Annotated in this window: 9 protein-coding genes; all 9 read left to right on the top strand. The window is 35.3% G+C overall.

The genetic code is table 11. From position 1 onward, the window contains the following. Positions 1-44: 44 nt before the first annotated feature. The 9 genes from pta (at position 45) to bglX (ending at position 16,704) form a co-directional block, all read left to right on the top strand. Positions 45-2,138, top strand: a complete 2,094-nt coding sequence (gene pta / locus ACP7AT_RS05250; protein WP_426063293.1) for a phosphate acetyltransferase — start codon at positions 45-47, stop codon at positions 2,136-2,138. Between the two features lies 1 nt (position 2,139). After that, positions 2,140-3,339, top strand: a complete 1,200-nt coding sequence (locus ACP7AT_RS05245; RefSeq protein WP_426063292.1) for an acetate/propionate family kinase — start codon at positions 2,140-2,142, stop codon at positions 3,337-3,339. 98 nt (positions 3,340-3,437) lie between these two features. Continuing rightward, positions 3,438-6,182 carry a histidine kinase gene (locus ACP7AT_RS05240; protein ID WP_426063291.1) on the top strand — a complete coding sequence of 915 codons (2,745 nt, stop codon included), beginning with the start codon at positions 3,438-3,440 and terminating at the stop codon, positions 6,180-6,182. 242 nt (positions 6,183-6,424) lie between these two features. Then, positions 6,425-9,406, top strand: a complete 2,982-nt coding sequence (locus tag ACP7AT_RS05235) for a SusC/RagA family TonB-linked outer membrane protein (RefSeq protein WP_426063290.1) — start codon at positions 6,425-6,427, stop codon at positions 9,404-9,406. A 4-nt stretch (positions 9,407-9,410) separates the two neighbouring features. After that, a complete protein-coding gene (locus ACP7AT_RS05230) occupies positions 9,411-10,880 on the top strand; it encodes a RagB/SusD family nutrient uptake outer membrane protein (protein ID WP_426063289.1) in 1,470 nt (489 codons plus the stop codon). An 87-nt stretch (positions 10,881-10,967) separates the two neighbouring features. Next, a complete protein-coding gene (locus tag ACP7AT_RS05225) occupies positions 10,968-12,350 on the top strand; it encodes a glucoamylase family protein (RefSeq protein WP_426063288.1) in 1,383 nt (460 codons plus the stop codon). 52 nt (positions 12,351-12,402) lie between these two features. Further along, the gene (locus tag ACP7AT_RS05220) at positions 12,403-13,389 is read left to right on the top strand and encodes a hypothetical protein (protein WP_426063287.1); all 987 of its coding nucleotides are present in this window, start codon (positions 12,403-12,405) and stop codon (positions 13,387-13,389) included. A gap of 65 nt (positions 13,390-13,454) precedes the next feature. Next, positions 13,455-14,159, top strand: coding sequence for a prolyl oligopeptidase family serine peptidase (locus tag ACP7AT_RS05215; RefSeq protein WP_426063286.1), 705 nt, complete (start codon positions 13,455-13,457; stop codon positions 14,157-14,159). A gap of 244 nt (positions 14,160-14,403) precedes the next feature. Then, positions 14,404-16,704: a beta-glucosidase BglX gene (gene bglX / locus ACP7AT_RS05210; protein WP_426063285.1), complete on the top strand. Its 2,301-nt coding sequence runs from the start codon at positions 14,404-14,406 to the stop codon at positions 16,702-16,704. Positions 16,705-16,799: the final 95 nt, after the last annotated feature.

Raw genomic sequence — 16,799 nt, 5'->3', positions numbered from 1 at the left:
AAGCAATATCTCCAATTTTTTTGGAATTAATTTAAAAATAAAAAATGAATAAGGCCATTTATATAGCGACGAGCGAGCAAAATAGCGGTAAGTCTATTGTCACACTGGGACTAATGAGCATGCTAATTGGTAAAACTGCCAAGGTTGGTTATTTCAGACCAATAATTGAGGATACCGAAGAAGGAGGATTTGACAATCATATCGAAACGGTGTTAGGTCATTTTGGTTTGGATATCGAGTTTGAAGATGCATTTGCCATCACAAAAAGTAAACTAATCAAGAAAAAAAATAAAGGGAAAATAGGGGAGGTTCTCGATTTGATTATTGAAAAATATAAGAAATTAGAGGAACGTTTTGATTTTGTTTTAGTTGAAGGAACCGGATTTAGTGGCGAAGGAACGGTGATAGAATTAGATATGAATGTTCTGATTGCTAAAAATCTTGGAATCCCAACCATTATTGTAGGTTCAGGAGTAGGCAAAACGCTGGAAGAATTATTGGACAGTTTGTATCTCGCTTATGATTCTTTCAAAGTAAAGGATGTTGAGGTTTTGGCCGTCATTGCCAATAAGGTGCAGCAGGAGAATATAGAAATAGTAACGAATGGATTACGAAAAGCTTTGCCTGAAAGTGTAATGGTAAATGCGATTCCATTAGTCCATAATTTAAACAACCCAACAGTACAGGAAATCGTCAATGAGTTAGATGCCAAAGTTTTATTTGGTGCCGCTAATTTGAACAATCAAACGGGAAACTTTAGCGTTGGCGCTATGCAATTGTGTAATTATTTGCTGCATTTAAAAGAGAATAGCCTGGTAATTACTCCCGGAGATCGTGCCGACATTATTTTGGGCGCTTTACAAGCCAATGAATCCCTTAATTATCCCACAATTTCCGGGATTGTGTTGACAGGAAATATTTTGCCGGAAATCAGTATTTTGAAATTGATAGAAGGACTTTCGCCGGTTGTTCCAATTATTGCCGTTGAAGAAGGGACTTATTTTATCACCAATAAAATAGGATCCATAAAATCTAAAATCTACGCAAACAACAAGCAGAAGATTGAAATTTCTATTACTACTTTCGAAAAATATGTAGACTTAGACAACTTGGCTGAAAAGCTGATCACTTTTGAAGCTGAAGGAATGACACCAAAAATGTTCCAGTATAATTTGGTAAAAAGAGCCAGAAAACACAGGAAACATATTGTACTGCCGGAAGGAAATGATGATCGAATTATTATGGCGGCTTCCCGCTTATTAGAAATGGATGTGGTGGATATTTCTATCATAGGCAACAAGAAACAAATAGAAAACAAAGTTTCAGAATTGGGTTTGTTTTTTGATTTTTCTAAAGTGCAAATCATTAATCCGATCGAATCCGAGCATTATGATGATTATGTAAACACGTATTTTGAGTTGCGAAAAGCAAAAAACGTAACTGTAGGAATGGCGAAAGATTTGATGGAAGATGTTTCGTATTTTGGTACGATGATGGTCTACAAAGGACATGCTGACGGAATGGTTTCCGGTGCTGCACATACCACGCAACATACTATTTTACCAGCGTTGCAATTCATTAAAACAAAACCCAATTCCTCTGTCGTTTCATCGATATTTTTTATGTGTTTAGAGGACAGAGTTTCTGTTTTTGGAGATTGTGCCATTAATCCAAATCCTACTGCGGAGCAATTGGCTGAAATTGCCATTTCATCTGCCGATTCCAGTTTGGCTTTTGGAATCGAACCAAAAATCGCCATGCTTTCTTACTCATCCGGTTCTTCAGGAAAAGGAGATGAAGTGGATAAAGTGCGAACAGCAACTGAAATAGTCAGAAAAAAACGCCCCGACTTAAAAATTGAAGGGCCTATTCAATATGATGCCGCCGTAGATATGGAAGTGGGAAAAAGTAAAATGCCAAATTCAGAAGTGGCAGGACAAGCCAGCGTTCTAATTTTTCCGGATTTAAACACGGGAAATAATACGTATAAAGCAGTTCAAAGAGAAACTGGCGCATTAGCCATTGGACCGATGTTACAGGGACTGAACAAACCTGTCAATGATTTAAGCCGCGGTTGTACAGTTGATGATATTATAAATACAGTCGTGATTACTGCGATTCAAGCTCAAGGATTATAAAATGAAAATAGTAATTATAAACTCAGGAAGTTCCTCCATAAAATACCAATTAATTAATATGCCGGCAAATGAAGTAATTTGTTCGGGGATGATTGACAGAATAGGATTGGAAACTTCGAATCTAACATATGTTACAAATAGTACTAAATTAGAGGAAACGTTGCCTATTGCAAACCATAAAATAGGTTTGGAGAAAATTGCCAAATTACTGATGGATGAAACAATAGGAGTAATCAAAAGTACGGATGAAATAAAAGCTGTCGGTCATCGTGTGGTGCATGGCGGAAGCGCTTTTTCGAATACCGTAATTATTACCAGTGAGGTAAAAGACAAAATCAGAGAACTTTTTGATTTAGCACCCTTACATAATCCAGCGAATTTGGAAGGAATAAATGTGGCCGAGGAAATTTTCAATTCGGCAATACAAGTGGCTGTTTTTGATACTGCTTTCCATCAAACGATTCCAGTTGTGGCGCACAAATATGCATTGCCGAATTCCCTTTTGACAGACAATAAAATACGCGTATACGGTTTTCATGGAACGAGTCATAAGTATGTTTCAGAAAAGGCGATTCATTATTTGAAACAGAATATTATAAATAAAGTTTCGAAAATTATTACCATACATTTAGGAAATGGATGTAGCATGACAGCCATAAAAGACGGAAAAAGCATTGACCATACGCTTGGTTTTGGTCCTATGAATGGTTTGATAATGGGAACCCGAAGCGGAGATGTAGATCAATCCGTGATTTTTTATTTGGTTAACTCTTTGGGATATACGCTTGATGATGTCAATACGATGTTGCAGAAACAAAGTGGAATGCTTGGGCTTACAGGTTACAGCGATTTGAGGGATATTGAAGCGAATGCAGCGATAGGGAATGTTGATTGCCAGTTGGCTTTAGATATGAATGCCTATCGAATTAAAAAACATATTGGTTCGTATACGGCAGTTTTAAATGGACTTGATGCTATTGTTTTTACGGCAGGAATAGGAGAGAATTCCTCTTATATTCGAAAACTGGTATGTACAGATATGGATTATTTTGGAATAGAATTAGACGATTCTAAGAATGAAATTCGTTCAAATGAAATTCGGGAAATCAATACACCCGACTCGAAAACAAAAATATTGGTCATTCCTACTAATGAGGAAATCGAAATAGCCAATCAGGTATTTAAATTATTGACGAATTAAGAAATTAATCAACTTGAAAAAAGCTTCTGTAAACAGAGGCTTTTTTTATGGCTTTTATTTGAGAAATCTAATTATATTTGGATATAAAACGCCACATTTTGAAAGCAAGAATTACAGTATTGATCCTGTTATATTTTTTTTCGTTTCAACTTCATTCTCAAGAGTTGCTACCTTTTGTTGAAAATTACAACAAATCTGATTATCATGGGGATAACCAAATTTGGAATGTAGCACAAGGAAATGATAATGCTATGTATTTTGCCAATAATTATTATTTATTGCGGTATGATGGCGTAAAATGGGAGAAATATTCGTTACCCAACAAAACGATAATCCGTTCCATAATGGTGGATGGAGATAGAATTTATTCCGGTTCTTACAAGGAATTTGGTTATTGGTACCGAAAAAACGGAAAGATGTTTTATGTTTCTATTTCTGATAAAACAACGATTTTTGATGAGAGTGATAATGAGGAGATTTGGAAGATATTTAAATTTAAAGGCAAAATTTACTTTCAATCTTTTAATGGAATTTTTCTGTATGATGGAAAAATAATCAAAAAAAATAAGTTTGATTTTTTGGTTTCTTATTGCTTTCCGGTTGGCAATGAATTATTTGTTGCTACAGTAGAAAAAGGAATTTTCAAGATGAATAATTCCAAGTTTGAAAAAGTAAAAGGTTGGGACATTTTAGAAAATAATGTAATTCATGCTATTGAAAAATTTCAAAACAAAACTTATATTTTTACTAAAAAAAATGGAGTTTATGTTGACAATAATGGTGTTTTAAGTCCTTGGAAAAATCCTTTAAACGATATTTTAAAAATGGCTAACATCAATGTGGCTAAATTTATTAAAAACAATAAATTAATCATTGGTACAGCAAGTAAAGGTGTTTTTGTTTTTGATTTAAACACAAATTCCTATAAAAACATCAATAGAAATAATGTCTTGATGAACAATTCTATTTTGAGTGTGGGTCTGGACAAAGAAAATGATTTATGGCTTGGTCTGGATAATGGAATTGCACATATTGAGGTCAATTCGCCAATATCTATTTTCTATGATAACTCGGGCGTTTTAGGCTCTGTGTATTCTGTCGCTACTATTGATAAAGGTTATCTGATGGCGTCCAATCATGGTATTTTTAAATTAGAAGGCAATCAATTTTATATAGTTCCCAATACTGAAGGGCAGGCATGGAATATCAGTAAAATTAATAACAAATACCTGATAGGTCACAACGAAGGCACTTTTGTTTACGATAAAGGATTGCTCTATAAATTAAGTGCTGTACACGGGGGGTGGAATGTAGCAAAAAGCAGTATCAATAATTCGTATTTGCAAGCTACATATAGCGGCGTAATTATTTATAATGATATTGATGATTTGAATCAAAAGAAAAGTATAAAAGGATTAGTAAAACCAATTAAATATGTAGCTCAAAATAGGAAAAATGAAATATGGGCTGCCGATAACAACAGAGGTTTGTACCGCATTCTGTATAATGATGCCTATGAAACTACTGCGATTGAAAATGTTACCCAACGCAGCAAAATTAGTAATGATTTTGGTGTAAAAATATTTGAATTTAGAAACGACATACTTTTTTTGATAAATAAATCCTGGTATACTTACAATTCGATCACCAATCAACTGGAAGAAAATGAATTATTTAATATTAATTTTAAAAATGTATCAAATATTGTTTCTATTGATGAAAATTACTTTCTAATACTTCAAGAAGGCCTTTTGTACCATATTTATGCCAATGGCAATAAATTTGTCCGTACTGTTATTCAAGAGAAATATTACAAGGGGAAAATTATTAATGATAATTTAAAAGTTTTCAAAAACAAAGATAATTATCTGTTAAATCTCGATGACGGTTTTATCTCGTTGCAATTAAAGTACACGAATAAAATAGAATCAAATATAAAAATAGAAGCATTTGTTAATGATAATTTGGTCAGCAATAAAGCAACAATACCATACAATTCGGAACTTCGTGTAGATGTAATCTCAGGTGCTTTTGGTGCAGCAAGACCGAATTTATTTTACAAAATTAATGGAACTAAAGAATATATACCTGTAAATGAAGGTCTGATTGTCTTGAATAACTTGAATAGTGGTTCTAATGAGATTACCGTTTATCTTCATGATGGACTGAATTATGATAAAATTTCCAATTTTCAATTTGTTGTCGCTAAACCGTGGTATTTTTCTATTTGGATAATTTTATTGTACTTTATTGTAGTTGGAGGAATATTGTATTTGTATTACAAATGGAATAAAATGCGATACATACAGAAACTGGAATTGCGTGACGAGGAATTAAAACATCAAAAGAAAATTCTGGAGATGGAATTGAAAGCCGAAAACGAACTGAATATTCAGGAGTATGAAAAGCACATCTTAGAACTGGAATTGCAAACTAAATCATCTGAGGTTACCGGCAAATCACTTTCAATTGCGAAACAAGGTGAAATGATTGAAAACATTCAAAATATCCTGGATTCCGATGTGGATTTTAATAAACTGAAAAGTGAAATTAAAAAAGTTATAAAAATTAATGCCGTTAACAAGCATGAATGGGAAACCTTTGAAACAAATTTGAATCAGCTTCACAATGAATTTATAATTAACCTTTCTAAAAAATATCCTAATCTAACTTCGAAGGATATTAAGCTTTGCATTTACTTAAAAATGAATCTTTCGTCGAAAGAAATCGCACCTCTGATCAATATTTCTTTCAGGGGCGTAGAACTACATCGTTATCGTTTAAGGAAAAAATTGAACTTAGTTCAGGACGAAAACCTTTCTAAATTTTTATTATCAATATAAAAAAAGAGTTCTTTTTATAGATATTTTATTATTTAACCTCTTTTATTGTGGAATTAGAGTACATCATTACTACATCATTTAGATGTAGTATAATGTGTTTTTACCTTTCGTAGCTATTGTAAAATGGTGATTTTGTGTGCCAAATCAGTATTTTGATGTATTCATGTAGTAATTCCGTTTTGTCGACTATAACGTTGTAATTATCTAATTTGGCGTTACTAACTTTAACAAATTTTTAATATATGAGAAATTTTATTATTAGCTTTTTAGTACTTATTCTACTTCCTGCGTATATGTCTGGCCAAGTAATTAAGGGAAAGGTATTGGATCAAAGTGGAATTGGGATTCCAGGAGCAATTGTAATTGCAGCTGATTCTAGAACTTCTGCCGATACTGATTTTGACGGTAATTTTAATATTAATGCCAAAGTAGGCGAAATATTAAAAATTAGTATGGTAGGTTTTGAAGCTGTATCAGTAACTGCGACTGCGGGTGAAATGACTGTAACGCTTAACGAATCGAAAGACACTGAATTAAAAGAGGTGGTTATCATAGGTTATGGTTCGAGAAAAAAATCAGACAATACAGGATCAATATCACAACTTTCTGCAGCAGACATCACCAAAACTAAAGTATTGAATGCCACACAAGCGATTCAAGGAAAAGCGGCCGGTGTTCAGGTTATTGGAACTGATGTTCCGGGAAGCTCTCCTTCGCTAATTATTAGAGGTATTGGTACATATGGTGCTGACAGAACTCCTTTATATGTAGTAGATGGTATTCCTACCAAAAACATCAACAATTTGAACTCAAATGATATTGCCTCATTTGATATTTTAAAAGATGCATCATCATTAGCAATTTATGGAAATCAAGCCGCCAATGGAGTTGTAATTATTACCACAAAAAAAGGTAAAGGAGACAAGACTACTGTTGAATATGATGGGTTTTATGGCGTTCGTACTCCGCTAAGAACAGTTAAAATGGCAGGCTCAAATCGTTTTGCATATTACTCAGATGTGGCAGAACAAAACACCAGATTTTCAACCGATCAACGTTATAATACCAATTGGTTTGATGAAATTACCAGATTAGGAATGTATTCTTCGAATAACTTATCACTTTCTGGTGCTTCTGAAAAAATCAATTATTTATTCAGTTTGAACTATTATGACGAAAAAGGTGTTTTAGACGGATTGGATTTTAATCGTTTTACTTTTAGAAATAACAACGATTACAAGCTTTCGGATAAATTAAAAATTACGCAAACATTAAGTGGTTCGATTTCAAAGTCTACACCTAAACCGTTATCTGCTTTTACTTCAGCGTACAAACAATCGCCTTTAGTACCAGTTAAATATGACAATGGACGATGGGGAATGCCAATTATTGGTGCGGACGGACAAGCCTCTACCACTGGATCTTTGTTTAACAACGTAGGTAATCCTGTAGCTCAGTTAGCTTATTTTACTGAGGAGCAAAAAAATATATTGTTACAAGGAAGTCTTGCATTGGAATACAAAATTTTTGATGAATTAAAATTTACATCAAGAGTGGGATTGGAATACAACACCTTCAAAAGGTTTTCTTACACACCTACACGTGAATTGTGGTTAGCGGCAGATCCTTCAAGAGAAACAGCTAATTACTCCGCTTCAGAACCAATAAATGAATTGGTAACTGGAAGAAGTGATTACTTTAACTGGAACTTCGATAATTTCTTGACGTACAATAAAAAGTTTGCCGATATTCATGATATTGAAGTGACATTAGGTATGTCAGCTCAACAATTTGGCAGCCGCGAAGAATTAGAAGTAAGAGGTAGAAACGTACCTGAAAATTCTAACTATTGGAGTTTAAATCAATCTAGTGCTCCTTCTAATAGTCTTGTAACACGACACGTAATAGGAAATCAAAGAAATTTAATTGGATATTTTGCAAGATTCCAATATACATTAATGGAAAAATACCTTTTCACGGGTACGATTCGTAGAGATGGTTCTTCACAATTTGGTTCCGATAACAAATGGGGTAATTTTCCATCATTTGGTTTGGGATGGGTACTTTCTAAAGAAGATTTCTTAGCGGAAAGTAAAACAATCAATTTCCTAAAACTACGTGGTGGTTGGGGAAGATTAGGAAATCAAAATGTTCCTATTAACCAACAAACATTTAATTCAGGAGCAGGTTTAGGATATGATTTTGGAGGTTCACTTTATTCAGGAACTACTATTGGTGCATTTATTGACCCTACTTTGGGTTGGGAAATTACTGATGAGACTTCAGTTGGTTTAGACTTTAAAACATTAGAAAATAAATTATCAGGATCTTTGGACTGGTATGATAAAAACACTTCTAATGTAATTCTGAATGTTACTCCGCCGCTTACAGTGGGTACAGGAGCAACTCCTGCTCATGCAGGTGAAATCTCTAACACTGGATTTGAAGTTTCTTTGCGTTGGGATGATAACATCAATGATGATTTAAAATATTGGATTGGTGCTAATTATTCGAATAATAAAAATGAAGTTTCAAAGGTATTTAATCCATTAGCGATCAGACAAAATGGTGGTTTCATCAACAACGGACAGTTTACAAAAAGATTGGAAGTAGGACAACCTTTGGGAAGTTTTTATTTGTTTGAAGTAGCAGGTTATGATGCGAATGGGAATTTTACTTATTTTGATAAAGATGGTGGAATTACTTCGAATCCGGTTGAAACAGACAGAAAATTCTTTGGATCGTCACTACCAACTTATTATTACGGTATGAACTTAGGTTTCGAATACAAAAACATTGATTTTTCAGTGGATGCTTATGGAGTGGGTGGAAATAAAGTGTATAACGGTAAAAAAGCGCAACGTTTTGGTAACGAAAATATTGAAGCAAGTATTGCTACGGATTTTTGGACACCATCAAATACAAATGCAGGAAATCCGGCACCGTTTAATTCAGTTCCGTTATCTTCAGATTATTATTTAGAATCAGGAGCTTTCCTTCGAGTAAACAACATTACTTTAGGATACACATTGCCTAAAATAACAACATCTGTTTCTTCAGTTCGTATTTATGCAAGTGCAATAAATCCATTTATATCTCAAAAGTTCACTGGATATTCTCCAGAATTGAATAATGATGGTGATCCAATGGGACTGCAAGGAATTGAGTTAGATGCTTATCCTACTTTGAGTTCATTCATTATTGGTGCTAACGTAAAATTTTAATAAGATGAAAAAAATATTTATACCCATAACTTTAGTGGCTGTTGCGCTGCTTGTTACTAATTGTTCAAATGAATTTATAGAAGTAGCTCCGACAGAAAACATTGCCGAAGCCGATTTATTAACAATTTATAATGATAATGATGGCGCAAAAAGCTTTGTAACGGCTGTTTACAGCAACGCATTGAGTTTTAGCGCGAGTTCTTTTTCATGGAACGGATTAACGAGTATGACCTCAGATGATGCTGATAAAGGATCAGATCCTGGGGATTCAGGAACAGATAAAGACAAGTGTGATGCGCTTACTTTGGATGCTACATCTTTATCCGTTCAAGAAGTTTTTGAAACTAATTATCAAGGGATAAGTAAGGCTAACATCGCGTTGAACTACCTTCCTAGATTAGACAAAGCTGATGCTGCCGTTGTGGCACGATTAACAGGTGAAGCTAAATTTCTTCGTGCTTTAATGTATTTCAATTTGGTAAGATGTTACGGTGGTGTGCCAATTGTGGATCACGTTCCGGTACCATCATCTGCTGCAGATACTGATATGACATTAATACGCAAATCGAAAGAAGAAGTATATAAATTCATCGAAACAGATTTATTAGCGGCTATTGCGGCACTTCCTGAAAAATCAGGTTACGCAATTTCTGATTTGGGTAGAGCTACAAAAGGCGCTGCTCATGCCTTATTAGCCAAAGTATATTTATACCAAGGAAATTGGCAAGGTGTCAAAGACCAATGCGCTGCTGTTACAGGTTATAATTTAGTGGCTGATTATGCTACAATTTGGAGAGAAGTTGGCGAAGATAGTGTTGAATCTATTTTTGAAATCCGTGGTTACGGAGGAAATCCATCTCAAGGGATTGAAGGGTATATGGTTTCTCAAGGAGCCAGAGGAACAAGCGGATGGGGTTGGGGTTTTAATACACCAACTGCAAGTCTAGCTAATTCGTATGAAGCAGGCGATGTGAGAAGAAACGCTACAATTGTTTTTGCGGGCGAAACAATGTGGGACGGCAGAGTGGTTTCTCCACTTGTTGCTAATCCTAGATATAACGAGAAAGCGTATGTAAGTAATACCAAAGAAACATTTAATGGTGATTGGGAAACGACGAAAAATATTCGTGTATTGCGTTATGCAGAAGTTTTATTGATGCAAGCTGAAGCGGCAAACGAAAGTGGTACTGGTGATGTAACTGGACCTTTGAACAGAGTCAGAAACAGAGCTGGTTTAGCCAGAACAACCGCTACGGGACAAGTTGCTTTGAGAGCTGCAATTAGAGCAGAAAGAAGACATGAATTGGCTTTTGAACATGACAGATGGTTTGATATTGTAAGAACAGGTCAAGCGAAATCAGCTATGGCTGCTGACGGAAAAACTTTTGTAGAAGGAAAACATGAATTGTTTCCTATTCCTCAAAAATTTATCACGCAAGCGAATGGAAAAGCGACACAAAATCCAGGGTATTAATTAAAAATAAATCCCAAACCTTTTCTCTTTCCTAATGTATTTCGGGAAGGAGCTAGGGTAAAGGAAAACTACATAAAAAATCTAAAAATGATTAAATTTTCAGCTTTATTTATGCTCATTACTTTTCTTGGATGTGATTCTTCCGGACCAAGCACAGATAATGGTCCCGTAATTACTCCACCAGTTACTGTTACTCCGGTTGTAAAACTAACGGACGAGGAATTGTTGGATGTCGTTCAAAAACAAACTTTTGCTTATTTTTGGGATTATGCGGAGTCCAATTCTGGGATGGCTAGGGAGCGCTATATTCCTCAGGATCCTTCATTTGATCAAAATATTGTTACCACAGGTGGTTCTGGTTTTGGTCTGATGGCTATCGTTTCAGGAATGTCTCGTGGTTATATTTCAAAAGCACAAGGAGCAGAACGTCTGAACAAAATCGCTAATTTTCTAAATACTGCGGAGCGTTTTCATGGAGCTTGGCCGCATTGGATAAATGGTACTACAGGTCGCGTTATTCCTTTTGGAACAAAAGATAACGGTGGTGATTTAGTAGAAACCTCTTTTTTAGTGGCCGGTATGATCACCGTTCGAGAATACTTTAAAAACGGAACAACCGAAGAAAAAGCAGTAGCCCAAAAATTTGATGATTTGTGGAAAGGAGTGGACTGGCAATGGTACACCAACAATCAGAATAAATTATTCTGGCACTGGTCTCCTAATTACAACTGGGAAATGAATTTTCCTCTGGAAGGCTACAATGAATGTCTAATTACGTATGTTATGGCAGCAGCTTCGCCGACACATGCAATTGCTCCGGCTGCTTATCACGAAGGTTGGGCGAGAAGCGGCGGCATAGTTTCATCCAAAACTAAATACAATCTCCCTTTGATTTTAAAACACAATGGTGCCGAAGAATTTGGCGGACCATTATTTTGGGCCCACTATTCGTATTTGGGTTTAGATCCAAATCAATTGACGGATAAATATGCCAATTATTGGGATTTAAATTCCAATCATACTAAAATCAACTATTTATATGCAGTGGCCAATCCAAAAAGTTTCAAAGGATACGGCGCTAATTATTGGGGATTGACAGCTTCGTATTCTCGTAATGGCGATGGTTCTATTGGATATGATGCTCACATGCCAAGCAATGATAAAGGCGTTATTTCACCAACTGCAGCGATAAGCTCGATTGTGTATACACCGCTAGAAAGTAAAGCATTCATCCGTAATTTATATGAAAATTATAAAACAGAAACTTGGGGCGTTGCGGGATTTTATGATGCGCATAGTCAGCATTATCAATGGACTGCGCAACGTTATTTGGCGATAGACCAAGGACCCGAAATGGTTATGTTGGAGAATTATCGTACCGGTTTATTGTGGCAATTATTTATGAATGCTCCTGAGGTAAAACAAGGTTTGATTAATCTTGGTTTTCATTCTGGTAAATATGGATTTTAAGCAAATCCACTCAAATAAATAAAAATTATTAGTAATTAATAAAATATAAAACATGAAAAATAGTATAAAAATATTTTGTCTGACTACGGTGTTTTCAATTCAGTTACTGACAAGTTGCTCGGATAATGTAGACGCGAATGAGCCATTAGAATACCCTCCAATTGGTTCTTATAATACTTCTGATGATGTAAATGCTGGAAATCTGATTGCAAAATGGAGTTTCGATAATAGCATTGCTGATTCAAAAGGCGGCCTTACCGGAACAGGGAAAAATGTAGCCTACACCGAAGGTATCAAAGGTCAGGCTTTTCAAGGTTCTAAAGCTCAGGAGCGCTATGCAGTTTACAACAATGCAACTGCTGTAGGTGCGTTGAGTAGTTTCAGTTTCAGTTTTTGGATGAAATCCGGCCAAACCGTTCCTGATGGTGGTGCTCCGGGACAAGGAAAAGGGATTCAAGGAATCTTTTCTTTAGTAAACCCGGCTGGTTTTTGGGGAGGATTAAACTTGTTTCTTGAAAATCCTGATAATGCCAGACCTAATACTCTTCGTTTGAAAATGGGGATTGAAAACAAGAGAGTTGCATGGGGTGGACAAGGTCCAATTTTTAATATCGATGGAGCAATTGATACTTGGATTCAAGTGGTTTTAACCTATGATGCTGTAACTTCGAGATACACCGTTTATAAAAATGGAGAAAAAGGAACGACTAGTATTTATGGAACACCTTATGGTCCTTTTACGGACTTAAACGGTTCTTGTATTCTTTACGGGGATAATCCAGGTGGACCTGACGGAAGCAATGCAAATCCTAATAATGCGCCATTGTACGGTGCATTGGTTTTTGCAACTCCAAATTTATCTCAACTAGTGATTGGATCCAATCAATTTAGTACTTCACCATCGTTAACAACCACGCATGGAGACGAAGGCTGGGCAACAGATTATGCTGGATTGCTGGACGAAATGAGAATTTATAAATCAGCTTTAAACGCTAGCGAAGTAGTTGCTCTTTATAAATTGGAAAAAACAAATAGATAATAATTCATAAAGTAAAAACAGATTACTGAATCTTAAAAGTAATCTGTTTTTTTAATTCTTTTATAATGAATCCAAAGCTTCTTTTTCTTCTCTTAATGGTAACCCATTTTTCGTTTTCTCAAACTCAAATTATCGGGAAAATAAAAACGGAAATCGTACAAAAACGTGAATTAGCGTTTGCTTTACATATTCCAAAAAATACCAAAGAAAAAAAACCGCTGATTATTTTTCTGCACGGTTCTGGAGAAAAAGGAATGGATATTGAAAAAGTAAAATTGCACGGACCGTTCAAGTATTTGAAAAGTCACGACCTAGACGCCTATGTTTTGGCTCCACAATGTCCGGAGAATGAATATTGGAATGAAGAAGTGTTGTATCGATTGATTTTAAAAATCCAGAAAGAATACAATATTGATCATAGCAGAATTTATCTCACTGGTCTTAGTATGGGGGCTTGGGGCGCTTGGAATCTAGCTTTTGCACATCCTGAAATTTTTGCGGCTTTAGTGCCCATTGCAGGATATGTGGATAGAATTCCAATGGTAGAAAATTGTAAAATCGAAGCTATACCTATTCGGATTTTTCACGGATTATTAGATGATGTTGTCAATGTGGAGTATTCCATTACGATGTATAAAAAATTAAAAAGTTGTAACGCCAATGTGGAATTAACCATTTTTGATGACGCAAATCACGACAGTTGGTCCCGTGTATATGACAACCAAGAAATTTATGATTGGATGTTTAAACAAACAAAAAACAAACAATAAACGCAGGTCCAACGCATTAAAAATTGAACCATATAGAAACATAGAATTTAATTTAATTTTTGATTTAAATCTGTTCCGAACAGTCTAAATATAGGTGACCTAGAAAAAAAGCCAAACCTTTTTTTTCTATCGTGAACTCCTATCATCGCCAAAAATTTATTTTTAAAGAAATAAACACTATGTTTCTATGTGGTTTAAACTTAATTTATTTTAATGCGTTTGATCTAATAACAAACAGACAAAAATGAAAATCAAACTTATTATACTACTTTTTGGAATTTCTCTCTTTGGCTACAGCCAAAAAAAGCAAACTAAAAAGAACGTTAAAATTAAACCGAAAACAGAATTTGTTGCCGAATTAATATCGAAAATGACTTTGGAAGAAAAAATTGGGCAATTAAATTTACCCACTTCGGGAGATATTACAACTGGAGCTGCCAATAGTTCTAATGTAGCTAAAAATATCGAAGATGGAAAAGTAGGCGGTTTATTCAACATTAAATCAGTTCAAAAAATACGTGAAGTACAGAAAATTGCTGTCGAAAAAAGCCGATTGAAAATTCCGTTGCTTTTTGGAATGGACGTCATTCACGGGTATGAAACAACCTTTCCTATTCCGCTTGGATTGTCTTGTACTTGGGACATGAAATTGATTGAACGCTCTGCTCAAATTGCAGCTAAGGAAGCCAGTGCTGATGGTATCAACTGGACATTTTCGCCTATGGTTGATATTTCTCGCGATCCGCGTTGGGGCAGAGTTTCTGAAGGTTCTGGTGAAGATCCGTTTTTGGGAAGTCAGATAGCCAAAGCAATGGTGCATGGATACCAAGGAGATGATTTGTCGAAAAATAATACCATTTTATCCTGTGTGAAACATTTTGCCTTGTATGGCGCGCCCGATGGGGGTCGTGATTATAACACGGTTGATATGAGTAGAATAAAAATGTACAATGATTATTTCCCTCCTTATAAAGCCGCTATTGATGCCGGCGTCGGTTCGGTCATGGCGTCTTTCAATGAAATTGATGGAATTCCAGCAACCGGAAACAAATGGTTGATGACTGATGTGTTACGAAAACAATGGGGTTTTAAGGGTTTTGTGGTTACTGATTTTACAGGGATTCCTGAAATGATAGAACACGGAATGGGCGATTTACAAACCGTATCTGCTTTGGCATTAAATGCCGGAATTGAAATGGATATGGTCGGTGAAGGTTTTCTGACGACTTTAAAGAAATCATTGGAAGAAGGAAAAGTAACTATCGAACAAATAGATAATGCAACTCGTCTTATTTTGAATGCCAAATATGATTTGGGATTGTTCCATGATCCTTATAAATATTGTGATGAAAATAGAGCTAAAACCGAAGTTTTTACAAAAAGCCACAGGGCTGAAGCAAGAACGATTTCAGCACAATCATTAGTTTTATTAAAGAATCAAAATCAGTTGCTTCCTTTAAAAAAGTCAGGAACTATTGCTTTAATCGGACCATTGGCCGATGCCAAAGAAAATATGGCAGGAACCTGGAGTGTGGCCACCAATATGGAAAAATCCATTTCACTATTGGCAGGAATAAAAGAAGTAGCGGGGAATGGAACCAAAGTGCTTTACGCCAAGGGAAGCAATCTGGATTATGACGCTGCTTTCGAGGAAAAAGCCACTATGTTCGGGAAAACCTTGCACCGTGATAATAGAACTACCGAAGAATTATTGGCGGAGGCGGTGAAAATTGCGAATCAATCGGATATAATTGTCGCTGCCCTTGGCGAATCTGCAGAAATGAGTGGAGAAAGCAGCAGCCGCACCAATTTAGAGATTCCACAAGCTCAAAAAGACCTATTGCAAGCCTTGTTAAAAACAGGAAAACCAGTTGTTTTGGTTTTATTCACAGGTCGTCCATTGGTGTTGGTTCAGGAAAATGAAACGGTTCCTGCAATATTGAATACTTGGTTCGCAGGAAGTGAAGCAGGCGCGTCCATCGCGGATGTTTTGTTTGGAGATGAAAATCCTTCCGGAAAATTGACAACTACGTTCCCAAGAAGCGTTGGTCAGGTGCCTATTTATTACAACCAAAAAAATACGGGAAGACCATTAGGAAACAAAGAGGGTAAGTTCGAAAAATTCAGATCGAATTATATTGACGAAAGAAATGAACCTTTATTTCCTTTTGGTTTTGGATTGAGTTACACGACTTTTGGATATTCTAACTTGAAAATTTCATCCGATAAAATGAATTTCAACGAAAAAGTAAAAGTTACTGTAGATGTAACTAATACCGGTAATTTTGATGGTAAAGAAGTGGTTCAATTGTATATACGAGATTTAGTGGGTTCAGTTACAAGGCCACTAAAAGAATTGAAAGGATTCCAAAAAATTGCTGTTAAAAAAGGAGAAAAACAAACAGTTACTTTTGAAATTTCTGTTGAAGAATTAAAATTTTACAATTCGAATTTACAGTTTATAGCAGAACCTGGTACTTTTCAGGTTTTTGTTGGTACAAATTCGAACACCGACATGAAAGTTAGTTTTGATTTAATTAAATAGATTTGGTTTGTTTATTTATGATCGGCCCTTCAGTATTTTTACTGAAGGGTTTTTTTTAACAAAAAAATGGTATTTGTTATAAGTTACACTTTGAA

The organism is Flavobacterium sp. DSP2-3-1 (assembly GCF_049896865.1).
GTDB lineage: Bacteria > Bacteroidota > Bacteroidia > Flavobacteriales > Flavobacteriaceae > Flavobacterium.
This window is presented reverse-complemented; position numbering and strand designations above follow the sequence as displayed.

Coding starts and splice junctions, on each gene's coding strand:
- pta (WP_426063293.1), top strand. CDS start 45: ATGAATAAGGCCATTTATATAGCGACGAGCGAGCAAAATAGCGGTAAG.
- ACP7AT_RS05245 (WP_426063292.1), top strand. CDS start 2,140: ATGAAAATAGTAATTATAAACTCAGGAAGTTCCTCCATAAAATACCAA.
- ACP7AT_RS05235 (WP_426063290.1), top strand. CDS start 6,425: ATGAGAAATTTTATTATTAGCTTTTTAGTACTTATTCTACTTCCTGCG.
- ACP7AT_RS05230 (WP_426063289.1), top strand. CDS start 9,411: ATGAAAAAAATATTTATACCCATAACTTTAGTGGCTGTTGCGCTGCTT.
- ACP7AT_RS05225 (WP_426063288.1), top strand. CDS start 10,968: ATGATTAAATTTTCAGCTTTATTTATGCTCATTACTTTTCTTGGATGT.
- ACP7AT_RS05220 (WP_426063287.1), top strand. CDS start 12,403: ATGAAAAATAGTATAAAAATATTTTGTCTGACTACGGTGTTTTCAATT.
- ACP7AT_RS05215 (WP_426063286.1), top strand. CDS start 13,455: ATGAATCCAAAGCTTCTTTTTCTTCTCTTAATGGTAACCCATTTTTCG.
- bglX (WP_426063285.1), top strand. CDS start 14,404: ATGAAAATCAAACTTATTATACTACTTTTTGGAATTTCTCTCTTTGGC.